The following is a 23,755-nucleotide window of genomic DNA, read 5'->3' as shown; positions in this document are numbered from 1 at the left end:
GACCGTGGCGATTTTCACCCCGTTGAACGTGTCCGTGGTGACGACGTCCGCGGGCGGAACCGTTTCGCTCGAGGTGGCCGGCGAACTGGACGCCATCAGCAAACCGGTACTGGAGGCGGAATTCGCCGACGCGCTGCGGCGCCGTCCCCGTAACCTGGTCGCCGACCTGGCCGGGGTCACGTTCTGCGGTTCCGCAGGTCTGACCGTGCTGGTCAACCTGTGGCTCGAATGCGCATTCGCCGACATCCGCTTCTTTCTCGTACCGTCGTGGATCGTCCAGCGTGCCCTGGACCGCACCATTCCTGCCTGGCGTCCCTCGCTTTAACACAAATAGCCCCGGTGAAGTGATCAGGCAGCCTCGAGGGCGAAGAACAGAAACGCGTGCTTGTCCCCGAATTCGTCGGAACACCGCTTCCGGGCTCGCCCTCGGCGTCGGCTGGCATGGTCGAACCCCAGGCTCGCGAAGCGCCTTCCTGCACCGTCCGAAGTCCGTGTGGTCAGTGCCCTTCCGGTTGCTCGCCGGAGCGCATTGCGCGCAGCGCCTCGTTCGCCGCGGTGATCTCCGGGTAGTACTGCCGGTGCACCTTGTACCGGCGATCCAGTTCGATGCGGTGGTACATCCCGTTCGGTTCGCCGAAGCTCACATCCCGGGGAAGCCGTTGGACCTGGTTGCCGCCCACGATGAGGACGGCGCGGTCGGTGACCACAAAGGTCCAGATCTTTGCGGTGAACAGTAACGAACCGGTCTGCGCGATGAACCCGGTCTGGATGCGTTCACCCGGCTCGAGGTGCGCAGCGGCCCGCTTGGCGATCAGTGCCACCCGGCGTTCCTGGTAGCCCACGGTTTCCTCCGGAATGAGCGGCGGGTACCCAGCGGCGAGCCGGGTGTCCGCGCGTTGTTGTCGGTGGTGGCGGGCATACTGCCGGACTGTGTCCCGGACTTTCTCCGTGCAGCGGATCGCGCCGCTCGTGGTCGTGCTCGTCTTCGCCGTGGCCGGCATCTGGTGGTACTCCGGCCGTGAGGTGGATGCCGAACCGGTGCCGGACGGAGACGCCGGGCAGCAGCTGGCCGAGCTGCAGATCGCCGCGCGCACGTCGATGTCCGGCTACTCGCGCACGAAGTTCCCGCACTGGGCAAGCCAGGGGCACAGCTGCAACACGCGCGAATCAGTGCTGAAGCGCGACGGCAAGGACGTCACGGCGGGCAAGGACTGCAACCCGAAGTCCGGGACCTGGTACAGCGTCTACGACGGAGAGACCTGGACGAAGCCGGGCGACCTGGACATCGACCACATGGTTCCCCTCGGTCAGGCATGGGCCAGCGGCGCGCGGGACTGGCCACAGGACAAGCGTGAGCAGTTCGCGAACGACCTGACGCGCCCGCAGCTGCTCGCCGTGACCGACAACCTGAACCAGCAGAAGAGCGACAAGGCACCGGACGAGTGGAAGCCGCCGCTGGTGTCGTTCTGGTGCACGTACGCGACCGACTGGATCACGGTGAAGCACTACTACGGGCTCACGATCACCATCGGGGAGAAGTCCGCGCTGGAGGACATGCTGCGACGTTGCCCGGCCTAGCCCGGAGGAAGGCACCGGTCGGAACGAGGCGAGCGCCCGGTCACCACTTGTCGTGCACGAGTGGCCGGATCAGGTCGTCGTACGTGGCGCGCACGCCGGCGGCAGCTTCCGCCGACAGTGCCGGAAGCCCGGCCGCGACGGTGTTCGCGCGTGCCTGGTCCGGGTTGCGCGCGCCCGGGATCACGACACTCACGCCAGGCTGGTCGAGGATCCAGCGAAGGGTGAACTGGGCGAGCGTCTGCTGTCCGGGTACGAGGCCGCGCAACCGGTCCACCGCCTCCAGGCCTGCCTCGAAAGGCACCCCGGCGAACGTTTCGCCGACGTCGAAAGCCTCGCCGTGCCGGTTGAAGGTGCGGTGATCGTCGTCGGAGAAGGTGGTGTCCTTGGTGTACCGGCCGGACAACAGGCCGGACGCCAGCGGAACGCGCACGATGATCCCGGCGCCGGCCTCGGCCGCGGCCGGCAGGACCTGCTCCAATGGCTTGAGCCGCAGGCAGTTGAGGATGATCTGCACGGAAGCGACGTTCGGGCGGCGAAGCGCGGTGAGGGCTTCTTCGCAGGTCTCGACGCTCACGCCGTAGGCGTTGATCCGGCCCTTCTCGACGAGATCGTCCAACGCGTCGTACACCGCGTCGGTCGAGTACACCGGAGTCGGCGGGCAGTGCAGCTGGACCAGGTCGAGGGTGTCCATCCCGAGGTTCCGCCGCGACCGGTCGTTCCACTCGGCGAAGTTCGCGGCCACGTAGTTCTCCGGCACCTGCTCGGCCCGGCGGCCCATCTTCGTGGCGACGAAGACGTCGTCACCACGCTCTTTCCGGAACCGGCCGACCAGCGTCTCGCTGCGCCCGTCGCCGTAGACGTCGGCGGTGTCGAAGAACGTGACCCCTTCGTCGGCAGCCGCGTGGAGCACGCTCATCGCGTCGGCTTCGTCGACCGAACCCCAGTCCCCACCCAGCTGCCAGCACCCGAGCCCGACGACCGATACCGCACGGCCCAGACGGGCGATCTCACGAGTCTCCATCCGCCGATCCTAGAACCGGCCGGGACGCGTCACAGGGCGAAGGCCGCCCACACGCACTTGCCGCCTTCGGCCGGGTCGTACCCCCACCGCGCGGACAGCGCGTGCACCAGCTGGAGACCGCGGCTACGCGCCGCGGCGGGCATGGGCTCCTTGAGCTCCGGGATCTTCGAACCGCGATCGAACACCGACACCACCAGCTCGTCGGTAGTCAGCATCAGCTCCAGCCGCTCGGGCCGTTCCCCGTGCTCGACGGCGTTGGTCACCAGCTCCGAGGTGGCCAGCAGCACGTCGTCACGCAGGTGCCCGGGCAGGTCGATCGAAGCCAGCGCGGTCCGTACCTTGTGGCGGGCGACCGCAGGCGCGGTGACGTCATCCGGGAGGTGCAAGCGCACCGGGTCCGGTGCAGTGGTGCGCATCGCCGGCAGCTTCGACGTCGTCATGGCCTTCCCACCTCCCAGCCTCTTCCGTGTCTCGCACTGTGGTGTTTACCCAACCGCGTCCGAGGCGAATCAGGTGCCTTCGGTGATGTCTGTCTCGGACAGTCCGGTGCGGAGTTTCGCCAGCGTAGCGGCCAGCAATCGGGACACCTGCATCTGCGAGACCCCGACGCGACGCGCGATGTCCGACTGGCTCATCCCGGACCCGAACCGCAGCGCGACGATCTTGCGCTCGCGTTCGGGCAGGCTGTCCAGCATCGGCCGGAGCGCCTCGCGCAGCTCCGCCTGCCCGAGGTTCGCGTCGGGCGCGCCGAAGCGGGTGTGCGCGGAGTTCTCCAGCAGGTTGTCCAGCGACGCGCCGTAGCGGCCCTGCCCGGCTCTCAACCCCTCGTAGACGTCTTCGATCGGGACGTCGAGGTGCTGGGCGAGCTCGCTCGGCCGGGGCGCACGGGAAAGCCGCACGGTGAGTTCCTCGCGGGCGGCCGAGATCGTCGCGTTGAGTTCCTTGAGCCGCCGCGGTACCCGGACCGACCAGCTGTTGTCGCGGAAGTGGTGGCGTAGTTCGCCCGAGATCGTCGGCACCGCGAAGGCGAGGAAATCGGTGCCCTGGCCGGGATCGTAGCGGTCCACCGCGTGGATCAGGCCGACCGTGGCGATCTGCACCAGATCGTCCATCGCCTCGTCCCGGTTGCGGAACTTGCGGGCCAGGTTGCGGGCGAGTTCGAGGTGCTCGCGGACCAGCTGGTCGCGGATCTCCTCACGGCGCGGTGCCTGCGCCGGCAGAGTGGACAGTTCGTGGAACAGGGCCGCCACGTCGGTGGGCTCGTCGCCGCCGGCGGGCTCGGTCACGAGGGGGCCGCCTCGCTCTCCCGGACCAGCTGCACCCGCGAGAGATACCGCCCGTCCGCCGGGGTCACGGTGCGCCGGGCCGAGGTGGCGAGCGCGGTGAGCAGCTGCCAGGACAGGCCGGTGTCGTCGCCGTGGTCGGCCTCGTCCGACAGCACCGACACGGTGACCTCGATCCGGCCCTCGATCCAGGAGAAGACACAGGTGAGCTTGCCGTCCGCCGCGGCGGGCAGCAGCATCGAGCAGGCCTCGTCCACGGCCATCCGCAGATCCTCGACCGCGTCCAGGTCGAAGTCCTGCCGCATGGCGATGTCGGCCACGATCGTGCGCAAGGTCGGGACCACGTGCGGGATGGCTGCCGTCCGCACCTCGATGAGCTGGGCGTCCTCGCGCTCGAGCGGGGCGTTCTCCTCCACGTGCTGTCCTCTCTCCGGCGGGCTACGCCGTCTTCTGTGGTGCCCGGTCTGCACATGCCCGGGGTGTGAGCAAACCAAACCCGCGTTTGACCCGTGCGACCGGCGGGCATGTAGCGGTCGGAGTGCCGATCCCGGGAAAGGTGGGACGAGATGGCTGACGTGAGCCGGCTGCCCAACGTGGTCGCCGAGGAGTGGGAGTGGCAGCTTCGCGGGTCCTGCCGAGGTGCGGACAGCAGCTTGTTCTTCCACACCGACAACGAGCGGGGCTCCGCGCGCGAGCGCCGCGAGTCACGGGCGAAGGCGATCTGCCAGAGCTGCCCGGTCCTGGCCCAGTGCCGCAGCCACGCGATGGCGGTGCAGGAGCCGTACGGAATCTGGGGTGGTCTCGGCGAGATCGAGCGGCGGGAGCTGTTCATGCGCGAACGACGGGCGAAGCGCAAGGCGTTCACCGCCTGACCCGTCCCCGGCTGTCCCCGCGTGCGAAGTGGCACGCGGGGTTCGTAGTGCGTGTGCGGTCCCGGGTCGCCGAGTGCGGGAAGCCGTGCCGCCGCAGCGGCGGTCACCCACTGGGTTAGGGTTGAGTTTCCAGATGCCTTGGAACCGTGACACGGTTGCCGCTTGAGACCACAGGCGCGTACCGGCGCAGGAGCAGCGCCTGACGAGGAGAAACTGCATGCCCGCAGCCGACCAGAACGCCACTCCGCCCGGATTCGGCATCACGCTCGACACCGCGGCCGCCGAACCCAGGGTGGTGGTCACCGGTGAGCTCGACCTGCTCACCAGTCCGCAGCTGCAGGAAACCCTTGCCGGGCTGATCGCGGACGAGAAGTCCCACCGGGTGGTGGCCGACCTGACCGGGGTGACCTTCTTCGACTCCTCGGCGCTGAACGTCGTCCTGCACGCCCAGCGCGACGCCGGGGAGCGCCACGTCGAGCTCGAGGTCGTGCCGAGCCCTGCGGTGAGCCGCGTGATCGAGCTCACCGGCGTAGCCGAGCACCTGAGCGTGTCGGAGGACCCGCAGTCCTGATCCCCCGGTACGGTCGCGGCGCGGAAATCGCTCGCGACCTGGGGGACGACCACGATGATGGGGCGCACGCACGCCCTGACCGGCTGGTGCGCGGGCCTTGCCCTGGCGCCCGCGGTCGGTGCCGGCACAGTGCATCAGGCAGTCGTTTTCGCCGCCACCACGGCCGGCTTCGCCCTGCTGCCCGACCTGGATCATCCGGGGGCCAGCGCGTCCCGGTTGTTCGGCTGGCTGACCGGCGCGCTGTCCTGGCTGCTGCGCCGGCTGTCCGCCGGGGTGTACGCGCTGACCAAGGGCCCCCGAGACGAGAAGGTGACCGGCACGCACCGGCACCTGTCCCACACCGTCCTGTTCGCCGCCGGACTCGGCGCGGCGACGTCAGCGGGCTGTTCCGCAGGGGGACTGTGGGCCGTGCTCGCCGTGCTGCTGCTGGGGTTGCTGCTGGCCGAGTCCGCACTGGGCGACTGGCTGCTGCCGGTCTACGGCGGCGCGGTGGCCTGGTGGTTCTTCACCGCCCCACCGGACCGGGAAGGCCAGCTGGCGGAGATCTCCGGCTGGCTGGGCGTGGCCGTGGCGGCCGGCTGCTTCGTGCACTGCCTCGGTGACTCGTTGACCGAGTCGGGCTGCCCGTTCCTGTTCCCGCTGCCCATCGCGGGCGAGACCTGGTACGAGATCCGCCCACCCAAGCCCCTGCGGCTGCGTACCGGCAAGAAGGTGGAGACCCGGCTGGTCTTCCCGCTGTTCGCGGTCGCGGCGGTACTCCTGGTGCCCGGCGTGTGGGACTGGCTCGCCGGCACCGCGGAGCAGCTGTTCGTCCCGCCCGACGCGCAGACGGCGACCCCGTGACCTTGGTGATCCGGCGCCGACCGGCAATCGAGTGGAAACGTTCCCTCAGCGCCAGGAGAATGGACGTGAATCGGAACGGTGCACCCGCTTCCGGCGCTACGGAACGAGCGTTCCGCTGGTCAGCAAAGGAGGCTTCCGGTGGACAAGTCAGCGCTGCGTGCGGACGCGCGACGGAACCGGGCTCGGGTCCTGGCGGCCGCCGAGGAGGCGTTCGCGGCCGACGGCCTGGCCGTGCCGCTCGACGACATCGCCCGGCGGGCGGGTGTCGGCGCGGGCACGGTGTACCGGCATTTCCCCAGCAAGGAGGCGCTGTTCCAGGCTGTTGTCGCGGAGCGGCTGGAGCAGTACGCGGACGAGGCGCAGGAGTTGATCGACGCTGAGGCGCCGGCGGAGGCCTTCTACGAGTACTTCCCCCGCGTGATCGAGCAGGCGTCCCGGAACCGCGCGATCTGCGAAGCACTGGGCGAGGCGGGCGGCGCCACCTACAAGGCGGAGGTCGGCGAACGGTTCCGCAAGAACCTCACCGCGCTGCTGAAACGTGGGCAGGCGGCCGGGATCGTACGCAGCGACATCAACGGCGACGACCTGCGCGCGTTCATCATCGCGGCCCTTGCCGTAGAGCGGCATTCGCCCGGCGACCAGCGTTTGGTGAGAGTGCTGCTGGACGGCCTGCGCTAGCCGGGCAGCCGACGCAACGGCGTGGCGAACAGAATCGCCGTCGACGCGAGCAGGCCGAAGCCGCACACGTAGAGCGTGACCCGGATGTTCGCCGCTTCCGCGATCGCGCCTCCGAGCAGGCTTCCGAGTGGGGCGGCGCCGAACAGCACCGTCTGCGTGACCGAGGTGACGCGGCCCAGCAGCGGCCGTGGCGTGACAGCCTGACGAAAGCTGGTCGTGTAGACGTTCAGCAGGATGATCCCGAAGCCCGAACCGAGCCCGGCTGCCACGAACCAGGTCAGGCCCCAGCCCGCGGTGGTGAACGCGTAGAGGGGGAATGAACCGCCGTACACCACCGCTGCGAAGAGCAGCGCCCGCGCCGCGCCGAACCGGGCCCCGATGCGCTGCGCGACGACGCCCGCGAGCAGCGCTCCGAGGAGTGACACCGCGCTGAGAAGGCCGATCACCCCGGGTGCCAGGTGGAGATCGCGGCTGAGGAACACCACCGAGACCGCCAGGTACATCGATTGGAACAGACTGGACAGTGCGCCATACGCCGCGGTCGACCGCAGGATCGGCTGCCGCAGCACAGTGCGCAGTCCTTCGGTGATCTCCCGGCGCAGATTCCGCTCCGCCGCCTCGGGTGCCGCCTCCGGTGTGCGGATGCGGCGTAGCCACAGCGCAGACCACAGGTAGGACAGCGCGTCGACGGCGATCGCGCCTGCGTTTCCGGCGGCCTGCACCAGTAGTCCGCCCAGTCCCGGACCGGCGATGGCGGCGACCGACATGTTCGTCTGCAGGGCCGCGTTGGCCTCCGCGAACGCGGATCGCTCGACCAGCAGCGGCAGGTAAGTTTGGTGCGCGACGTTGAAGAACACCGTGCACACGCCGGTCAGCAGGACCACGGCGAACAGGTGGCCGAGCGTGAGCATGCCACACAGCGCGGCCACCGGGACCGAGCCGATCAGCAGCGCTCGGGCCAGGTCGGCGGTGATCAGCACCGGCCGGTTCCGCATCCGGTCGCACCACGCGCCCGCCTGCAGGCCGAGCAGCAGGTACGGGAGCGTGCTCAGTGTCCGCAACAGCGAGACCTGAACCACCGACGCGGCCAGTGTCGTGGTCGCGAGCAGCGGGAGCACGAGGAAATCCACGCGGGTGCCGAGCTGGCTCAGTGCGTCGGCGAGCCAGAGCCGGCGGAAGTCGGGCCGCTGCAGGATTTTCGGCACTCGGCCACTATGCCTTACTTGAGTCGGTTCGACTCAAGTTGCACGGTCGGTAACGGAGCTTATGATCGACACGACCTGATCCTCGGAGCCGGGCAGTGGCGCGGCGAGGAGGTGCCGGATGTCAGATACGGCTCCCACCTGGGGATACGTTGTGGTGACCGGACTCGCCGGGTTTGCCGGCGGCCTGCTGGTCGCGGCGCTCCTCGTCGCTGGGAGTGCATCCCGATCCGCGCCGGTGTCCACGCCGCCGAGCAGCACGCCGGCTCCCGCGCAGCCGGTCACGGAGACTGTCACGCACGCGCCTCCGCCACCGATCACGGTCACCAAACGGCCCCCGGCCGAGGTTCGCACCACGACGGCCACCGTGCCGGTGACACCATCCGTGCCGTCCGGAGTTCCGACGTCGTTGGGCCCGACCGGCTTCCGCCAGGACGCGCGCTGAGTTCCGGCCTCCCGTGGCCGAGCCGCTATGATCGCTTCATGAAGTTGTGAAGTTCAGAAAATGTCTGGATGATCTTCGGCGGGGCGTTACGGGAGGATGGACCGATGGCGACCGAACGTGACGACGAAGCCATCCGCCGTTACGTCGAGAGCCTCGCTCTGGTGCTGGCGCAGATCGGCATGCAGCGGATGGCCGCACGGGTGTTCGCGGCGCTGATGACCACCGACGCGGGGCAGCTGACCGCGGGCGAGCTGGCCGAGCAGCTGTCCGTGAGCCCGGCCGCGATCTCCGGTGCGGTGCGGTACCTGGAGGGCGTCGGCATGGTGACGAAGGTCCGCGAACCCGGCGAACGCCGCGACCACTACCGGCTCTACGACGACCTCTGGTACGCCACGTTCCTCAAGCGCGACCGCCTCCTGATGGTCTGGCACGACGCGTCCGAGGAGGGAATCGAGGCGCTCGGCGCCGACTCCCCGGCCGGCAAGCGCGTCGCCGAAATGCGCGACTTCCTGGCGTTCATGCTCGAGGAACTCGACGACCTGTTCGCCCGCTGGCAGGAGCGCCGGGGGAAGCGCCACTCCTGACGGGCTGCGGGTCGAGTCTCTCCGACCGGGAGGACGGTCGATCGGGGCGTGGACTGCGCTGACTGGGGACGACTGCGCTGACCGGCGACGATCGCGCCGACTGGGGAGGACTGCGTTGACCGGCGACGATCGCGCCGACCGGGCGGCCGTTCCTGCGACCGGGCCTTGTCCGCGCCACTGTCCGCGCCACTGTCCGCAGCTGTGGACAACCCTTCGCGTTCGCCCTTCGGCCATGTCGGTGCGTTTTCGGCACCCTGCGGTGTTTACAGCTGTTGACACGCACGGAGTCCGGTTGGCCTTGACGCCGAGGTCAAGGCCGGGGTGCGGCAAGGAACCTGTTATCGATTGCTGACACCCGCCGCTGTTCGTGAGCGCCAGGTCAGCGATGCCATTCCGGCTCAGCTCGAAACCGCTGGAACGCCCGTCGGCGCTCACGGTCAGCTCGTCGTGGTGCGTGTCGTGCTCCGTGTCCGCACTTGGTGACACCCATGGGACGCCGCGATCGCTGATGCGCAGGTGCACGCGATAACCGTCGGAGTATTCGTCTGCAATTGGTGACGTAGTAGGGCGCGCTGGAATCGCATCCGTTCGTCGTGGCCGCGCCCAGTTGTCCACAACTGGATACGCCTGTGGACAACTCCGCGCAGCGGACCGGTTCTGTCGGTGTCTCTCGCTAGTGTCTGACCCATGGCATTCCTCCGGCTGTTCGTCCTCGTCCTGCTGGCGCCCGTGCTCGTCGTGCAGGCGGTTCGGGTGCGCCGGGCGACCCCTCGTCTGCCCGGCGCGGCGGGGCCCGCCAAGGGCGCCGTCGGTGCGGGTCATCCGCTGCGGATCGCAGTCCTCGGTGAATCGACCGTGGACGGAGTTGGGGCGCCCACGCACGCCGAAGCGCTCACCGGGCAGCTCGCCGGGCTCCTGGCCGAGGCCGGGCGGGAGGTGCGATGGCAGGCGGTCGGCCGCACCGGGGCCACCGCGCGGAATGTTCTGCACGAGCTGGTTCCGCGGCTGCAGCCCGCCGACGTACTGGTCGTCGTCTTGGGCGTCAACGACACTCTCGCGCTGCATTCGGCGGCACGTTTTCGTCGCGAGCTGCTCGAGGTGGTCGTCGCTGCGCGGCGCCGGCTCGGTGATGTTCCGGTGATGCTGGCGGGCGTCCCACCGCTCGGGAGTTTTCCCGCCCTGCCCCGGCCGTTGCAGGATGTGCTGGGGGCGCGGGCCTCAGCGCTCGACCGGGCGGTCCGCGCGCTGGACCGGCTGCCCGCGGTGACGTACACGCCGTTCGCGGAAGACCTGCTGAGTCCGGAACTGTTCGCCGTGGATGGGTTTCACCCGGGTCCGGCCGGTTACCGGGAATGGGCCCGGGTCCTTGCGGAGGGCTTACCAGCCGTCACGGTCCGTCGGCATTCGGGGGATCCGCCCCATCCGTTTGACCAGGTGGTTTGAAAAAGGGCCGAAAAAGTTCTGCGCTCCGTGTATCCGGGTGCACTCTGGTTGCGTCATATAGGGCGACCTGATGGAGCAAGGAGGCACCGATGTCGATCGAACAGCAGGAGAAGCCCGAGCCGAACGTTCCGGCCGCCCCTCCGGCCACGGAGGAGCCGCCGTTCTCCCAGGGCCACGAAGTGCACCCGACCAATCACGAGCCGTTCGACGACCCGGTGCCCGCCAAGTAGTCCAGACGGGCGGTGCCCGGTAGCCGAGGGGGTTGCCGGACGCCGTCGGCCGGACGGGTTCGGGGAGGAAACCGTCCGGCGGGCCTGAAGGGGAGCAGGCCCCGGCGGGGGAGGGGAGCATCGGTCGGCGCGAGCATCGACTCGTGCCGGCCGGTGTGCTCCGTCCGCCCCATGACCGGCACTCGCTTGCCGCGCCGCTGGTGCAGGCTCGGTGTGGGTGCGGGTGCGGGTGCGGGTGCGGGTGCGGGTGCGGATGCGGATGCGGGTTGCGGTCGTCACCACCCGAGGCCAGCCCGAACCCCGGCACGCTCCGCGTGCAAGATCCGGCGACGCCCCTCCGTCCGGGGATGACTGGCCAGGACACCGGACCGCCCTGACGAGTTGGGCAGCACCGCACCGGCCGAGGCTCAGACCAGACCAGACCGACCAGACCCGACCGTCTTCTGCCCGGCCCGGCCCGGAGACGGTCGAAAGGACGAGCCCGACACCGCTGCCAGGGCGAGCTCGATACGGTTGCCCGGGCGAGCTCGATACGGCTGCCAGGGCGAGCCCGAAAACGGCTGACCAAGCGGACCCGAGACGGCTGACAAGCCGGTCCCGAACCACCGCGGCGTCCCTGTCATCCCGGCCGCGGAGGCAGTAGCGGCGCGCCTGCGGCCCGGTCGTCTCGACTGCGGTGGCAGTGCCGGCATGTCCGCGACCCTGTCGGCAAGCCCGCGGTCCCGTCCGCGGCGACACCGCATCGGCAAGCCCGCGGTCCCGGCGTCTCGTCCGCGGCAGCACCACCGGCAAGACCGCGCCCCTGCCGTCCGACCGCGGCGTCGCCCCCTCTGACCAGGGCTGCGACTCCGCCGGAAAAAAATCCGGCCGAAATTCCGATTCGATGTATCTGGGCGCCGTCTCGTCGCTCTTCATGGTCAAGGGCCCTACTACCTACGACCTCCCCGCGAGACCTCATGACTTTCGTGACCTTGACCAGACCGACGAAGATCGAACCTACGACACTGTTGCTCGGGACGACCCACCTTCGGAGTGAGGCAGCTACGGTGACCGACGTGCGTACCACTGAGGTAGACCCGCCATGGGAAGGCTTGACCGGCGCCGATCTGCATGCTGCCTGTATGGAGGCGGCGCGGGGTGGTGACCGGCGGGCCATGGCGAAGCTCGTCGACGAGCTGACGCCGCTCGTCTGGCACGTGGCTCGGGCCAACGGGCTGGATCGGCAGGTCGCCGAAGACGTGGTGCAGACCGTGTGGCTCGCGCTGTTCAGCCAGCTGGAGAAGCTGCGCGATCCGCGGGCGCTGGCCGCCTGGCTGATCACCACCACCCGCCGCGAGGCCACCCGGCCGTTCGGGCGACGGGCGCAGCCGGTACCGCTGAGCGACGAGGTCGCCGCCACGCTCGAGAGTTCCCAGCCCGGGCCCGACGACGAGGCGGTGCGCGCCGACCGGGACCGGCGGGTGTGGCGCGCCTTCCTCCGGCTGCCCGCACGTTGCCAGGAACTGCTCCGGCTGACCGTGCTCGCCGGGCGGGCCGAATACCAGGCGGTCTCCGAGGCGATGGGGATGCCGCGAGGCAGCGTCGGACCGACCAGAGGTCGCTGCCTCGACTCGATGCGCGAACTCCTCGCGGGAGAAGGGGGTGTCCGGTGAACGACATCGGCAGGCCGGGCGGTGGCAGCGCGTTGCCGGACGACGAGACGTTGCTCAACGACCTCGGCCGTTACCTCGACGAGCTGGACCCGCCGCCGGACGATCTGGTGCAGCGGGTCCAGTTCGCGATCGAGCTCGAGAACCTCGACGTCGAGGTCGCGCGCTGGGAACGGCTCGACGAGCTGGCCGGGGTGCGCAGCACGGCGACCGGCACGATCACGTTCACGGTCAGCGACCTGACCGTGATGATCAACCTGGCCAGGGTCGGCAAGACCCACCGGATCGACGGCTGGCTCGCGCCGGCCGGCGAGTACGACGTGGAGGTGCGGGTGGCCGATCAGGGCACCTTCGCCACCACGACCGACGAGGGCGGCCGGTTCGTGCTCGACAACGTACCCGGCGGCACCACCCAGATCCTCGTGCACGTCGGCTCCGGTGAACACCGCCGTACGGTGGTGACGCCCACCGTCGTGCTCTGAACCTGGACGGGCGGTTACGTCGGCGGCAGAGGTGTGGTCCCATGGACGGCGTGCCTGTGCCGCCTGTACTCGATCCGACCAGCGCGGCAAACGATTTCTACACCCAGGGCCGGGCCGCGGCGTTCGATCAACGGCCCGGCGCCGCGGTGCGCTTGTTCCGGCGGGCGCTGGCCCGGCTGGACCGGGCGAGTGAAGCCGGTGCTGCACAAGGAGCCGGTCCCGCCCCGCAAGCCGGCCCTGCACCGGAATCCGGTTCCGCGCAGGACGAGCTGCGGGTCCGGGTCCTGATCAGTCTCGGGGCGGCAGCCGCCGAGGTGACCTCCACCGAGGTCGGTCTGGCGCACCTCGAAACCGCCGAACGGGTACTGGACGGGCTCCCGGGCAACCGGGAACTGGCGCTGTTGCTGACCGTCCAGCGTGCGGTCGTGCTGATGCGCGGTGGCCAGTACACCGAATCGCTCGCGGTGCACGACGCGGTGTTGCCGGGGATCGAAGCGGAGTTCGACGACAACCGCGTCGCGCTCGTGCGCACCCTGAACAACCGTGCTCTCGTGCACCTGTCGCTGAATCACCTGGATGCCGCGCAGGCCGATCTGCACCGCGCGCTCGAGCTGGCGCGCCGGCACGGGCACGCCCGGCTGGAGGGCAAGCTCCGGCAGAACCTCGGCACCCACGCCCAGCTCGTCGGCGACATCCCGCAGGCGCTGGCGAACTACGAGCAGGCGGCGCGCATCCTCGTCGTCGAATCACCCGGCTCGCTGCCGCTGATCCGCTACGACCAGGCCAGGGCGCTGCTCGCCGCCGGTCTGGCGGACGAGGCCGCGCGGCACCTGGACGAGGCGCTGCCGCAGTTGCGTGCCAACGGTTCCGGGCAGCACATCGCCGAAGTGCAGGTGGCGCGCGCCGCGGCCGCCCTGCTGGAGGGCGATTTCGACCTGGCGCGCAGCTGCGCCTCCGAGGCCCGGCGCCGGTTTCTGCGGCGTGGGAACCACACGTGGGCGGAGATCGCCGGGCTCGCCCGGCTGCGGGCCGACGTGCACCGGATTCTGTCCACTCCGGACAGTCGCTGCCCGCCGCGGCTGCCTGCCGCACTGGTCGCGCAGGCCGAACGGCTCGCCGATCTGGGGCTGCGAGACGAAGTCGCGGTCGCGCGCATGCTCGCCGTGCGGTTGCTGCTGCGACGTGCGGAGACCGAAGAAGCGGCGGAGGTGCTCGCGCGGGTCCCGCGTCCGCGCGCCACGACTCCGGTCGACCACCGGATGCTGTTCCGGCTGTGCCGGGCGGAGCTGGCGGTGGCCGAGGACCGGCCGCGGTCCGCGCTGGCGCAGGCCCGGGCCGGGCTGCGCGAGCTGGGTACTATCCGCGACCGGATGGGTGGTCTGGACCTGTTGTGCGGCACCGCCGTGCACGGTGCGGAGCTGGGCAGGCTGGCGATGCGGCTGGTGCTGCGGCGCGCGCGGCGCAACGCGGCCGGTGCCCGCCGGATGTTCGCCTGGCTGGAACGCACCCGGGCGCAGGTGTACCGCTACGAACCACTGCCGGTCATCGAGGATCCCGTGCTGGCCAAGCACATCGGCGAAATGCGGCATGTGCAGCGCACGATCCAGCGGGCCCGACTGGCCGGAGAACCGGTGCGGGCGCTGGAATCCCGCTACGTCGCCCTGCAGCGGGAGGCGACCCGGCTCGGCTGGTACACCAGCCGGTGGGGCCGTCCGCGGCCGGTCGCCACCCCCGACGAGGTGGTCGCCGCGCTCGGCGACCGGGTACTGCTGAGCCTGGTGTCCTACAACGGACAGCTGTACTCGCTGGTCGTCGACCGGGGCACGTTCCGGCTGCTGAAACTCGGGCCGCTGGATGACATCGTGGAGACCGCCCGGCAGCTGCACGCCGACCTCGACGCCCTCGCGCCGGACCAGCTGCCGCCGATGCTGGCCGAGACGGTCGCCGCGTCCGCGCGCCGGCGTGCGGACAAGCTCGACGCGCTGATTTCCGCGCCACTGGTGAAAACCTTGGACGACCGCGAGATCATCATCGTCCCCATTGGACAGTTGTACGCGATGCCGTGGGGTGCGTTGCCTTCGCTGCGCGGGCATCCGGTGTCGATCGCGCCGTCGGCCACCGCGTGGATCACCGCGCAGCGCCCGACCGGGGACGGACCGGTGCTGCTGACCGGCGGCCCGGGGGTGCCGGGCGCGGTCGGCGAGGTGAGCAAGCTGCGCTCGGTCTACCCCGACGCTCAGCTGGTCGAGGGCGACGACGCGACCAGCGCCGCGGTCCTGTCCGCGCTCGAAGGCGCCGGGCTGGCGCACCTGGTCGCGCACGGCGCGCACGAGCCGGCGAACGCGTTGTTCTCCCGGGTCGAACTCGTCGACGGACCACTCTTCGCGCACGAGACCACGCGGCTCGTGCACCCGCCGGAGCGGGTCGTGCTGGCCGCGTGCGAGCTGGCGATGAGCCACATCCGGCCGGGTGAGGAAGCGCTGGGGTTCGCCGGCACGCTGCTGGCCAGCGGCTCCCGCACGGTGATCGGCGCGGTGGCCCGCGTCGGTGACCGGGCCGCCGCGGACACCATGGCCGACCTGCACCGCAGGCTCGTCGACGGCACCTCACCCGCGCAGGCCCTGGCCGACGCGGTGGCGGTGGACCCGCTGCGCCGCCCTTTCGTGTGCCTCGGCGCCGGTTGAGGGGCAGGCCCGGAAGGAACACTGAGAAAATTCTGGCGCGAGAAAGTGGATTCCACGGACTCTTGCCCGGTAGAGCGCGCGAGTCGTAGGGCATGAAGTCCGCGAGCCGTGGGGTACGTGGCCTGCGGTGCCCGCGAGCCGTGACCCGCGGTGCCCGCGAGCTGTAGGGCGTGAAGTCTGCGTAGCCCGTGCCTCACGGAGCCCACGGAGCCCGTGCCTCCGGACAGCGCCCGGGACGCTTCGCGTGCAAGAGAACCCGCCGGCTCAGCGTTTCTCCGCGCCTTTCACCAGGCGGGCGGAGAGGAGCCCGATCGCCCCGCGCAACGCGGTCCGCAGGAGTGGACCGGTGCCGGGTACGGATTCGGTGAACGCCGCGGTCCAGCGCAGGTCGGTGCCGCCGCCGGAGTTGGGCGTGAAGAGCACTTCGCCGCGGTAGTCCTGGAGCGGGGCCGGACCGACGAGCGTGTAGACGTGCCGCCGGTCGGGCTCGTACTCCAGGGTCTTCTCCCGGATCAGGACCGGCCAGAGGCCGAGTTCGCGGACCGCGCCCACGCCGCCGTCGTCGCCGCGTTCGGCCCAGCGGGCCTGCACGATGAACGGGCGGCCCCAGCTCGACCACTGCGGGCCGTCGGTTTCCAGCCGGAACAGCGTGGCCGGCGACGCGGTGCTCACGCGGTTGACCTCGAACGAGTACCTGCGTCCGCGCATCGGTGTCCTCCCGAGAGAAGTTGTTGGCAGGTGGATAATTAATCCCGCGCGGGGCCGGTAGGTCAAGATGGGGGCGTGAGCCGCCCCGATTTCGCCGCACCGCACTGGCTGGTGCAGCTCCTGCGTCCGAAACAGGTGCCCGTTCCGTGGAACATGGTCATCCGCGCGGCGATCTCGCTCGCCACGCCGCTCGCGGTCGCCTACGCACTCGGGGACATCGCGGTCGGCGCGTTGATGTCCACCGGTGCGCTGCCGGTCGTGCTGTCGGAGGCGGCCGGCACCTACCGCTACCGGGCCCGCAGGCTGGGCGGTTCGACGGTCGCCGCCGCCGGAGGCTACCTGATCGGCCTGCTCACCGGTGGCATGCCGGCGTGGTCGGTTCCGGCGGTCGTGCTCGTCGCGGCGGTGTCGGCGTTGATCAGCGCGGCGGGGAGCAACGCGTCGGTGGCGGCTTTGCAGATGTTCGTCTTCTGCGTGCTCGGCACCGCGCAGCATGCCACGGGCCTGCGGGTCGAAGTGCTGTTCGGCTACTTCTGCGTGGGTGCGGTGTGGGCGCTGCTCGTGGCACTCGTGACCTGGACGGTGCGGGCGACGAGCCCGGAACGTTCGGCGGTCGCGCAGGTGTACATCGAACTCGCGGCCATGCTCTCGGCCACCGACGAACCGACCTCGCGTGTCGCCCGCCATCAGCTCACGACCGCGATGAGCACCGCGTACGACCGGTTGCTCATCGCGCGTTCGTGGCTGTCCGGCCGCGACGCGACCTACCGGCGGCTGCTGAACCGGCTCTCGGCGGCGACCCCGGCCGTGGAGGCGGCGGTGGCGATGGTGAACGCCGGACGCCGCGCTCCGGACGAGGTGATCGACTACCTCACCGGCGTGGCCGCTTCGGTGCTCGCCGCGCAGCCGCTGGCGGCTCCGCCCGAGCTCCCGGAGCAGGACCCCGACCCGCTGTCGGCCGCGCTCTACACCGGTCTGAAGCGGATCGAGCAGGGCGACGACCGGCAGCGTCGTGAGCCGGTTTCGCCCCTGCGACGCGTACGTCAGTGGGCAGGGTCGCTGATCTCCGGCCCGCTGACCTGGCTGGTCGCCTTGCGGCTCACCGTGTGCGTGGCGGTGGCAGAGGTGGTGGCGCTGCTGGTTCCGTTCGAGCGCTCGTACTGGATCACGCTGACCGTCGGCGTGGTGCTGAAACCGGACTTCGGCTCGGTGTTCGGCCGCGCGGTGCTGCGTGGGCTCGGCACGGTCGCGGGCGTCGGCATCGGCGCGGTGGTTCTCGCGGTCGGCGCGCGTGGCTGGGTGCTCGTGGTGCTGATCGCCGCGTTCGCCGGCGGGGCCGCGGTGGGCAAGGTCCGCAACTACGGCATGCTCGGCACCTTCGTCACGCCGCTGATCATCCTGCAGATGGACCTCGCCAGGACGGGCAGCTGGCCGGTGGTGCTGGCCCGGCTCGTGGACACCGTGACCGGCTGCCTGATCGTGCTCGTCATCGGCTACCTGCTCTGGCCGGGTTCGCGCCGTCCGCAGGTCGGCGGACGGCTGGCGGACAGCTTCGACGAGGTCGCGTCCTACGTGCGCGCGGCCATGGTGCGCACCTCGACGAACGAGGCGCGGCTGGCCCGCTCGCGGGCCCGGCGGGCGGCGTACCGGGCGCTGGCCGACCTGCGCACGGCGTTCCAGCAGGTCATCGTGGAGCCGTCGCCGGCAGGACGGCAGGCGGTCGCGTGGTGGCCGGTGATCGCCGGGCTGGAACGGGTGACCGACGCGGTGACCGAGGTCGGCGTGACGATCGGCAGGGGCACTCCGTCGCCGTCGCCCGCGGACATCGAGCTGGTCACCGCCGCGCTCGCGGAACTGGCCACCGCGGTGCGTGAACAACGCGACCCGGATTCGATGCCGATGCCGGACAACCCACGCCTCGCCGGCGTGGCCGACCAGCTCGGCTCGACGTTCGACGCGGTCCGCGGCCCGGACCTGGTGGAACAGTCGCCGCTGCGGCTGATGCGCCGGTTCCTGCCCTACCACCGGCGCACCTGACCTCGCACGTACCACCGGTCTCGTGCGTGGTGCGGCCGGTTCCGGCCGGCCGCACCACGAGGCCACCCCGGCGCCGGATTACTGCGGAGGCTTCGGGCCGGGCTGGTCGCCGTCCTCGGGTTTGCCGCTGACCTTGCCGAGAAGATCCTTGGCCTTTTCCACGCCGCCGTCGATCTTCGAATCGTGGCCGGCGACCCGCGACTTCGCGAACTGCGCGGCCTTGTCCAGCCCCTGTTCGATCTTCTCGCTGTTGTCGCGCAGCGCGCCGGTCGCTTTGTCCTTGATCTCGTCGAAATTGATGCCCATTCCGGGCCTCCCCGTTTCCGCCGACAGTGTGGGCTCCATCGTCACACAACCGGCGGTCCGGGCAAGTCCTGGCGAATCGGTCAGGACACCTCGCCGAGCGCGACGCTGCCTTCGAAGCCGGTGATCCGGCCGCCGCGTTCGCCCAGCGCGATGAGGCCCTCGCGGGCGTCCGGCGCGGTGAGGTCGATGCGGACACCTGCCCGCAACGCGTCGCGTTCCGCGGAGAGGGCGAGCGCGCCTTCGTGCCCGGCGTTGATCGTCACGGCCAGCCCGCCGGTGGAGGCGAGCGAACCACGGGCGGCGCCGAGGCGGCCGAGCGCGTCGTCGACGATCGGGAGCAGTGCCTCGCGGTTCCCCTCGGTCATCGCCCGCACGAGTTCCGGCGACGATCCGGCCACCCGGGTGCCGTCGCGGAACGAGCCTGCGGCCAGCGACATCGCCAGCGGGCCGCCCTGCGCGCCGACCGAGGCCAGGATCGCGGCGAACAGGTGGGGCAGGTGGGAAATCCGGGCGACGGTCTCGTCGTGCGAATCCGCGGGCAGTGGTACGGCGAAGGCGCCGAGGTCGAGGACCAGTTCGGCGACTTCGGCCCACGCCGCCAGGTCCGTGTCGTCCTCGACCGCGACCACCCACGGCGCGGCGCGGAACAGCTCGGCGCTGCCCGCAACCCAGCCCGAATCCGCGGTGCCAGCCATCGGATGCCCGCCCACGTAACGCGTGTACGGCGCGCGCCGGCGGACAGCTTCGAGCATGGGGCCCTTCACGCTGACCACGTCGGTGAGCAGGCAGTGCGACGCGTGCTGCGAGACCAGCCGCAACAGGTTCTCCACCGCGGGCAACGGCACGGACACGACCACGATCGCGTCCGCCTCGGCAGCGCGGTGCAGAGCGGCCTCGACGTTCGCGGTCACCTCGTAACCGCTCCGGCTGGCCGCGTCCGCGTCCACTTCGGACACAGTGGCGCCCCACGCGGTCCTGCCACTCGCCGCGGCGCCCCGCAGCACCGATCCGCCGATGAGCCCGAGCCCGATCACGCATACGTCTCGCACGCAGCCATCCTGCCAGTGCACGCAAGCCGCTACAGCGTGGCCGCCAGCCGGGTGCCCTGGTCGATGGCGCGTTTGGCGTCCAGTTCGCGGGCCTGCTCGGCACCGCCCACGAGGTGCACCGGCACGTCGCCGAGCCGGCCGGCCAGCTCCCGCACCGGTTCCTGACCGGCGCAAACCACGATCGTGTCCACCGCCAGCAGCCGCGGCCTGCCGTCGACGCTCAGGTGCAGGCCAGCGTCGTCGATCCGCTCGTAGCCGACGCCGGTGATCCGCTCCACGCCCTTGGCCCGAAGCGCCGCGCGGTGCACCCAGCCGGACGTCTTGCCGAGCCCGGCGCCGATCGGGGTCTTCTTGCGTTGCAGCAGGTAGACCTGCCGGGGGGACGGCGCCGGGCGCGGTCGCGTCAGCCCGCCGGGGACGAGTGCCGGATCGGTGACCCCCCATTCGGCCATCCACGCGTCGCGGTCGAGCGCGGGTGCTCCGGTGTGGGTGAGGAACTCGCTCACGTCCACGCCGATCCCGCCCGCGCCGATCACCGCGACGCGGTGGCCGACCGGTTTCCCGTGCCGGACCACGTCCACGTAGGACAGTACTTTCGGATGGTCGATGCCGGGCAGCGCGGGCACCCGCGGGACGACGCCGGTGGCCAGCACCACCTCGTCGAAGCCGGTCAGGTCCTCGGCGTTCGCGCGGGTGCCGAGGTGCGTCTTCACGCCGGTGACCTCCAGCCGCCGGGTGAAGTACCGGACGGTCTCGGCGAACTCCTCCTTGCCCGGGATCCGCCGGGCAATGCCGAACTGGCCGCCGATCTCGGAATCGGCCTCGAACAGCTCGACCCGGTGCCCGCGCTGCCCGAGTGCGGTCGCGGTGGCCAGCCCGGCCGGGCCGGCCCCGACCACCGCGATGTGCTTGGCCCGGCGAGCAGGCAGCAGCCGCAGCGTGGTTTCGTGCCCGGCCCGCGGGTTGACCATGCAGGACACCGGTTTCCGGGCGAACGCGTGGTCGAGGCAGGCCTGGTTGCAGGCGATGCAGGCGTTGATCTCGTCCTCGCGGCCGCTTTCGGCCTTGCGGAGCCAGTCCGGATCGGCCAGCAGCGGGCGGGCCATCGACACCAGGTCCGCGTCCCCGTCGGCGAGCGCCTGTTCGGCCACGTGCGGCAGGTTGATCCGGTTGGACGTGACCACCGGGACGGGTACGTGCGGCCGGAGTTTCGCGGTGACCCAGGTGAACGCGGCGCGCGGCACCGAGGTGACGATGGTCGGGACGCGGGCCTCGTGCCAGCCGATACCGGAGTTGATGACGGTGGCGCCGGCCGCCGCCACCTCCTTCCCGAGCGCCAGGACGTCGTCCCAGCTCTGTCCGCCTTCGACGAGATCGAGCAGCGACAGCCGGTAGATGATGATGAAGTCGGGGCCGACCGCCTCCCGGGTCCGGCGCACGATTTCGACCGCGAACCGGCGGCGTTTCTCCGGCGAACCACCCCAGGCGTCGGTGCGCCGGTTGGTGCGTTCGGCGAGGAACTGGTTGATCAGGTACCCCTCGGAACCCATGATCTCCACGCCGTCGTAGCCGGCCTCGCGGGCCAGCGCCGCGGTGTCGGCGAACGCGCCGATGGTGCGATGCACGCCGTAACCGCTGAGCGCACGGGGTCGGAACGGGTTGATCGGCGCCTTCCGGCTCGACGCGGACACGCTCAACGGGTGATAGGCGTAGCGGCCGGCATGCAGGATCTGCAGCGCGATCTTGCCGCCCTCGGCGTGCACGGCGCCGGTGAGCTGCCGGTGCTGCCGTGCCTCGGCGGGTGTGGTGAGCTTCGAGGCCAACGGCAGCAGCCAGCCGGTGCGGCTGGGCGCGAACCCGCCGGTGACGATCAGGCCGACGCCGCCGCGTGCGCGCTCCGCGTAGTACTCGGCCAGCTGCGGGAACTGCTTCGCCCGGTCTTCCATGCCGGTGTGCATCGAGCCCATCACGACCCGGTTGCGCAAAGTCGTGAAGCCGAGGTCGAGCGGAGCCAGCAGATTCGGATACGGCGTCGTCATCGGTCGTCCCTCTCGTCGGCGTGCAGGGCGGCCCGGATCTCCTCGAGCCACTCCACCTGTCCCTCCTCCACGCGAATTCCGCCGCGCAGCACGAGGTACTGGTGCAGCGAACGTCCGCGAAGCCGGTCCGGGCCGGGGAAATCCCGTTTCTCGATCCGGCGGTAGAGCTCCAGCTGCGCGGCGTGCGCGTCCCGGTGCCGGGTGATCTCGGCTGCCACCGCCCCGGCGTCCCCGAAGGAAGCGCCACGCAGCTTCACGGCGAGTTCCTGCGGCCCGGCAGCCGGCGACGGTTCGGCCAGCCAGCGCCGCAGCTCGGCCCGCCCCGGTGCGCTGACCGTGTACACCTTCTTGTCCGGCCGCCCGTCCTGGGCGACCACGTCGGCGGCCACCCAGCCCTCCCGCACCATCCGCTTCAGCACGCGGTAGATCTGCTGGTGGGAAGCACTCCAGAACAGGCCGATGGACTTCTCGAACCGGCGCGCCAGCTCGTAACCCGACCCGGACCGCTCGGACAGCGAGACGAGGATCGCGTGCTCCAGTGCCATATCGGGCAGTGTCATATGCAACTGGGTGCAGTGCAACCCAGTGCATGCGAGGTCACTCTCGCGCTAGGGTGCCGCATGGCAATCCAGCGGATGGACAACGTCCTCATCGTGGTCGAAGACCTCGACGCGGTCATCGCCTTCTTCGTCGAGCTCGGGATGGAGCTGGAGAACCGGAACCCGGTCGAGGGGTCCTGGGTGGACCGGGTGATCGGGATCGACGGCGCCCGGCAGGAGGTCGCGATGCTGCGCGTCCCCGGTGGACAGGGCCGCGTCGAACTGGCGATGTTCCACACGCCGAAGGCGATCGGCGGGGAGCGTGGCGAGACACCGTCGAACACGCTGGGCATCCGGCGGATGATGTTCGCCGTCGACGACGTCGACGAGGTCGTCGCCCGTGCGCTGGCCCACGGCGCCGAGCTCGTCGGCGAGGTGGTGCGGTACGAGGACATTTACCGGCTCTGCTACCTGCGTGGTCCGGAGGGCATCATCGTCGGATTGGCCGAAGAGCTGGGCTGATCACCCAGCGGGGTGGGCAAATCGGGTCGACGGATCGTGCGAAACGACCAGGATGGATCTGTGCACCCGGTTCTGGAGCTGATCAACGAGCGGATGGCGGCAGGCAGCGAGCCGGGAAGGCGGACCGACGGGCGGCGGCTCGCGCTCGCCGTCGAAGGGGGAAGCAGCCGGGGTACCTACTCCAGCGGAATGGTGCTCGCGCTGGACGAGCTCGGGGCCACGCCGGCGTTCGACGCGGTCTACGGCTCCTCCGCCGGATCGCTCAACGCGGCCTGGCTGCTGTCCGGCCGTTCACAGACCGGGGTGCGCACCTGGTGGAACCCGGTCGTGATGCGGCGGATCATCAATCCACTGCACACCCTGCGCGGCCGGGCGGTGATCGACCTCGAGTACCTCGTGCACCAGGTCTACTCGGTGCTGGAGCCGATGGACTTCCCGGCGGTACTGGCCAATCCGGTCACCTTCCACCCGCTGGCCACCGACGCCGACACCGGCGAGTCGACCGATCTGCACCCGTTCATCACCGACGTCGACGGGATCAAGACCGCGCTCGCCGCGTCGTCGTGCATGCCGGTGCTCGCCGGGCCGCCGATCGCCATGGGCGGGCGGCGGTTCGTGGACGCGGGGATCGCCGAGCCGCTGCCGTTCCGCACCGCGCTCGCCCAAGGCGCGACCGACGTGCTCGTGCTGCGCACCCGGCGGGCGGACGAACCACCGCTGCCGACGCCGCGGGTGCAGGACGTCGTGGTGCCGCGGTTCCTCCGCCGGCACGCGCCGGGCACCGTCGAGGCCTGGCACGCGCAGTACCAGCGGGATCTGGACGACGAGCGCATGCTCGCCGACGATCCGCGGCTGGCCAGCATCCGCCCGCCGGCGGGCGCGCCGGACGTGGTGGTGCTGGAGCGTGATCCGGCCGTGCTGCGCAAGGCGGTGGAGCTCGGGCGCGACGCGACCTACAACGCGTTGGACCTGCTGCGCGAGGCCTCGTGA

General features: G+C 70.7%; 26 protein-coding genes. 15 read left to right on the top strand and 11 right to left on the bottom strand.

What is annotated here, in order from left to right:
• Positions 1-4 precede the first annotated feature (4 nt).
• Positions 5-325, top strand: a complete 321-nt coding sequence (locus BJY18_RS21585) for an STAS domain-containing protein (RefSeq protein ID WP_184781679.1) — start codon at positions 5-7, stop codon at positions 323-325.
• A 172-nt stretch (positions 326-497) separates the two neighbouring features.
• Here BJY18_RS21585 and BJY18_RS21580 read toward each other — a convergent pair whose 3' ends face one another.
• Complete coding sequence (locus BJY18_RS21580; protein ID WP_184781678.1) at positions 498-842, bottom strand: hypothetical protein; 345 nt, start codon at positions 840-842, stop codon at positions 498-500.
• Positions 843-990: 148 nt separating this feature from the next.
• Here BJY18_RS21580 and BJY18_RS21575 point away from each other — a divergent pair, with 148 nt between their 5' ends.
• Positions 991-1,578 carry an HNH endonuclease family protein gene (locus tag BJY18_RS21575; protein WP_312874116.1) on the top strand — a complete coding sequence of 196 codons (588 nt, stop codon included), beginning with the start codon at positions 991-993 and terminating at the stop codon, positions 1,576-1,578.
• A 40-nt stretch (positions 1,579-1,618) separates the two neighbouring features.
• Here the strand turns inward: BJY18_RS21575 and BJY18_RS21570 are convergent, their stop codons facing one another.
• From BJY18_RS21570 to BJY18_RS21555, 4 genes are all read right to left on the bottom strand, one after another.
• A complete protein-coding gene (locus BJY18_RS21570; RefSeq protein ID WP_184781676.1) occupies positions 1,619-2,599 on the bottom strand; it encodes an aldo/keto reductase in 981 nt (326 codons plus the stop codon).
• A gap of 29 nt (positions 2,600-2,628) precedes the next feature.
• Positions 2,629-3,039: an ATP-binding protein gene (locus BJY18_RS21565; RefSeq protein WP_184781675.1), complete on the bottom strand. Its 411-nt coding sequence runs from the start codon at positions 3,037-3,039 to the stop codon at positions 2,629-2,631.
• 69 nt (positions 3,040-3,108) lie between these two features.
• The gene (locus BJY18_RS21560; protein ID WP_184781674.1) at positions 3,109-3,885 is read right to left on the bottom strand and encodes a SigB/SigF/SigG family RNA polymerase sigma factor; all 777 of its coding nucleotides are present in this window, start codon (positions 3,883-3,885) and stop codon (positions 3,109-3,111) included.
• Positions 3,882-4,298 (bottom strand): ATP-binding protein, encoded by a 417-nt coding sequence (locus BJY18_RS21555; RefSeq protein WP_184781673.1) that lies wholly within the window; start codon positions 4,296-4,298, stop codon positions 3,882-3,884. The genes BJY18_RS21560 and BJY18_RS21555 overlap by 4 nt, the downstream gene beginning before the upstream one ends.
• A gap of 150 nt (positions 4,299-4,448) precedes the next feature.
• Here BJY18_RS21555 and BJY18_RS21550 point away from each other — a divergent pair, with 150 nt between their 5' ends.
• From BJY18_RS21550 to BJY18_RS21535, 4 genes are all read left to right on the top strand, one after another.
• Complete coding sequence (locus BJY18_RS21550; protein WP_184781672.1) at positions 4,449-4,754, top strand: WhiB family transcriptional regulator; 306 nt, start codon at positions 4,449-4,451, stop codon at positions 4,752-4,754.
• A gap of 217 nt (positions 4,755-4,971) precedes the next feature.
• Complete coding sequence (locus tag BJY18_RS21545) at positions 4,972-5,325, top strand: STAS domain-containing protein (RefSeq protein WP_184781671.1); 354 nt, start codon at positions 4,972-4,974, stop codon at positions 5,323-5,325.
• A gap of 57 nt (positions 5,326-5,382) precedes the next feature.
• Positions 5,383-6,168, top strand: coding sequence for a metal-dependent hydrolase (locus BJY18_RS21540; protein ID WP_184784761.1), 786 nt, complete (start codon positions 5,383-5,385; stop codon positions 6,166-6,168).
• Positions 6,169-6,306: 138 nt separating this feature from the next.
• Positions 6,307-6,846, top strand: coding sequence for a TetR/AcrR family transcriptional regulator (locus BJY18_RS21535; protein WP_184781670.1), 540 nt, complete (start codon positions 6,307-6,309; stop codon positions 6,844-6,846).
• On the opposite strand, the gene BJY18_RS21530 is transcribed toward BJY18_RS21535, so the two are convergent.
• Positions 6,843-8,051: an MFS transporter gene (locus tag BJY18_RS21530; protein ID WP_184781669.1), complete on the bottom strand. Its 1,209-nt coding sequence runs from the start codon at positions 8,049-8,051 to the stop codon at positions 6,843-6,845. The genes BJY18_RS21535 and BJY18_RS21530 overlap by 4 nt on opposite strands.
• A 546-nt stretch (positions 8,052-8,597) precedes the next feature.
• Here BJY18_RS21530 and BJY18_RS21525 point away from each other — a divergent pair.
• From BJY18_RS21525 to BJY18_RS21500, 6 genes are all read left to right on the top strand, one after another.
• A complete protein-coding gene (locus BJY18_RS21525; protein WP_184781668.1) occupies positions 8,598-9,077 on the top strand; it encodes a GbsR/MarR family transcriptional regulator in 480 nt (159 codons plus the stop codon).
• Positions 9,078-9,764: 687 nt separating this feature from the next.
• On the top strand, positions 9,765-10,520 hold the full coding sequence (locus BJY18_RS21520) for an SGNH/GDSL hydrolase family protein (RefSeq protein WP_184781667.1): 756 nt from the start codon (positions 9,765-9,767) through the stop codon (positions 10,518-10,520).
• 89 nt (positions 10,521-10,609) lie between these two features.
• On the top strand, positions 10,610-10,750 hold the full coding sequence (locus BJY18_RS21515) for a hypothetical protein (RefSeq protein WP_184781666.1): 141 nt from the start codon (positions 10,610-10,612) through the stop codon (positions 10,748-10,750).
• A gap of 1,046 nt (positions 10,751-11,796) precedes the next feature.
• Positions 11,797-12,402, top strand: coding sequence for an RNA polymerase sigma factor (locus BJY18_RS21510; protein WP_184781665.1), 606 nt, complete (start codon positions 11,797-11,799; stop codon positions 12,400-12,402).
• Positions 12,399-12,881 carry a carboxypeptidase regulatory-like domain-containing protein gene (locus tag BJY18_RS21505; RefSeq protein ID WP_184781664.1) on the top strand — a complete coding sequence of 161 codons (483 nt, stop codon included), beginning with the start codon at positions 12,399-12,401 and terminating at the stop codon, positions 12,879-12,881. The genes BJY18_RS21510 and BJY18_RS21505 overlap by 4 nt, the downstream gene beginning before the upstream one ends.
• A 41-nt stretch (positions 12,882-12,922) precedes the next feature.
• On the top strand, positions 12,923-15,565 hold the full coding sequence (locus BJY18_RS21500; RefSeq protein ID WP_246458936.1) for a CHAT domain-containing protein: 2,643 nt from the start codon (positions 12,923-12,925) through the stop codon (positions 15,563-15,565).
• Positions 15,566-15,829: 264 nt separating this feature from the next.
• Here BJY18_RS21500 and BJY18_RS21495 read toward each other — a convergent pair whose 3' ends face one another.
• Positions 15,830-16,273 (bottom strand): SRPBCC family protein, encoded by a 444-nt coding sequence (locus BJY18_RS21495; protein ID WP_184781663.1) that lies wholly within the window; start codon positions 16,271-16,273, stop codon positions 15,830-15,832.
• A gap of 75 nt (positions 16,274-16,348) precedes the next feature.
• Between BJY18_RS21495 and BJY18_RS21490 the strand changes: the two genes are divergently transcribed.
• Positions 16,349-18,310 (top strand): FUSC family protein, encoded by a 1,962-nt coding sequence (locus BJY18_RS21490; protein ID WP_184781662.1) that lies wholly within the window; start codon positions 16,349-16,351, stop codon positions 18,308-18,310.
• Positions 18,311-18,388: 78 nt separating this feature from the next.
• On the opposite strand, the gene BJY18_RS21485 is transcribed toward BJY18_RS21490, so the two are convergent.
• From BJY18_RS21485 to BJY18_RS21470, 4 genes are all read right to left on the bottom strand, one after another.
• The gene (locus BJY18_RS21485; protein WP_184781661.1) at positions 18,389-18,616 is read right to left on the bottom strand and encodes an antitoxin; all 228 of its coding nucleotides are present in this window, start codon (positions 18,614-18,616) and stop codon (positions 18,389-18,391) included.
• A gap of 80 nt (positions 18,617-18,696) precedes the next feature.
• Entirely contained in the window at positions 18,697-19,665 is a 969-nt protein-coding gene (locus BJY18_RS21480; protein ID WP_312873916.1) for a prephenate dehydrogenase, read from the bottom strand.
• 29 nt (positions 19,666-19,694) lie between these two features.
• Positions 19,695-21,704 (bottom strand): NADPH-dependent 2,4-dienoyl-CoA reductase, encoded by a 2,010-nt coding sequence (locus tag BJY18_RS21475; protein WP_184781660.1) that lies wholly within the window; start codon positions 21,702-21,704, stop codon positions 19,695-19,697.
• Positions 21,701-22,249, bottom strand: coding sequence for a PadR family transcriptional regulator (locus BJY18_RS21470; RefSeq protein ID WP_184784758.1), 549 nt, complete (start codon positions 22,247-22,249; stop codon positions 21,701-21,703). The genes BJY18_RS21475 and BJY18_RS21470 overlap by 4 nt, the downstream gene beginning before the upstream one ends.
• Before the next feature lie 75 nt (positions 22,250-22,324).
• Here BJY18_RS21470 and BJY18_RS21465 point away from each other — a divergent pair, with 75 nt between their 5' ends.
• Both BJY18_RS21465 and BJY18_RS21460 read left to right on the top strand, forming a co-directional pair.
• Complete coding sequence (locus BJY18_RS21465) at positions 22,325-22,765, top strand: VOC family protein (RefSeq protein WP_184781659.1); 441 nt, start codon at positions 22,325-22,327, stop codon at positions 22,763-22,765.
• A 60-nt stretch (positions 22,766-22,825) separates the two neighbouring features.
• The gene (locus BJY18_RS21460; protein ID WP_184781658.1) at positions 22,826-23,755 is read left to right on the top strand and encodes a patatin-like phospholipase family protein; all 930 of its coding nucleotides are present in this window, start codon (positions 22,826-22,828) and stop codon (positions 23,753-23,755) included.

This window comes from Amycolatopsis jiangsuensis (assembly GCF_014204865.1).
GTDB lineage: Bacteria > Actinomycetota > Actinomycetes > Mycobacteriales > Pseudonocardiaceae > Amycolatopsis > Amycolatopsis jiangsuensis.
The sequence above is the reverse complement of the archived record's forward strand: the minus strand, read 5'-3'. Positions and strand labels throughout refer to the sequence as shown.

Bases quoted from the DNA above. Each gene is read 5' to 3' on its own strand.
- BJY18_RS21570 (WP_184781676.1), bottom strand. From the start codon at position 2,599: ATGGAGACTCGTGAGATCGCCCGTCTGGGCCGTGCGGTATCGGTCGTC.
- BJY18_RS21565 (WP_184781675.1), bottom strand. From the start codon at position 3,039: ATGACGACGTCGAAGCTGCCGGCGATGCGCACCACTGCACCGGACCCG.
- BJY18_RS21550 (WP_184781672.1), top strand. From the start codon at position 4,449: ATGGCTGACGTGAGCCGGCTGCCCAACGTGGTCGCCGAGGAGTGGGAG.
- BJY18_RS21545 (WP_184781671.1), top strand. From the start codon at position 4,972: ATGCCCGCAGCCGACCAGAACGCCACTCCGCCCGGATTCGGCATCACG.
- BJY18_RS21540 (WP_184784761.1), top strand. From the start codon at position 5,383: ATGGGGCGCACGCACGCCCTGACCGGCTGGTGCGCGGGCCTTGCCCTG.
- BJY18_RS21525 (WP_184781668.1), top strand. From the start codon at position 8,598: ATGGCGACCGAACGTGACGACGAAGCCATCCGCCGTTACGTCGAGAGC.
- BJY18_RS21520 (WP_184781667.1), top strand. From the start codon at position 9,765: ATGGCATTCCTCCGGCTGTTCGTCCTCGTCCTGCTGGCGCCCGTGCTC.
- BJY18_RS21515 (WP_184781666.1), top strand. From the start codon at position 10,610: ATGTCGATCGAACAGCAGGAGAAGCCCGAGCCGAACGTTCCGGCCGCC.
- BJY18_RS21500 (WP_246458936.1), top strand. From the start codon at position 12,923: ATGGACGGCGTGCCTGTGCCGCCTGTACTCGATCCGACCAGCGCGGCA.
- BJY18_RS21495 (WP_184781663.1), bottom strand. From the start codon at position 16,273: ATGCGCGGACGCAGGTACTCGTTCGAGGTCAACCGCGTGAGCACCGCG.
- BJY18_RS21485 (WP_184781661.1), bottom strand. From the start codon at position 18,616: ATGGGCATCAATTTCGACGAGATCAAGGACAAAGCGACCGGCGCGCTG.
- BJY18_RS21475 (WP_184781660.1), bottom strand. From the start codon at position 21,704: ATGACGACGCCGTATCCGAATCTGCTGGCTCCGCTCGACCTCGGCTTC.
- BJY18_RS21470 (WP_184784758.1), bottom strand. From the start codon at position 22,249: ATGGCACTGGAGCACGCGATCCTCGTCTCGCTGTCCGAGCGGTCCGGG.
- BJY18_RS21465 (WP_184781659.1), top strand. From the start codon at position 22,325: ATGGCAATCCAGCGGATGGACAACGTCCTCATCGTGGTCGAAGACCTC.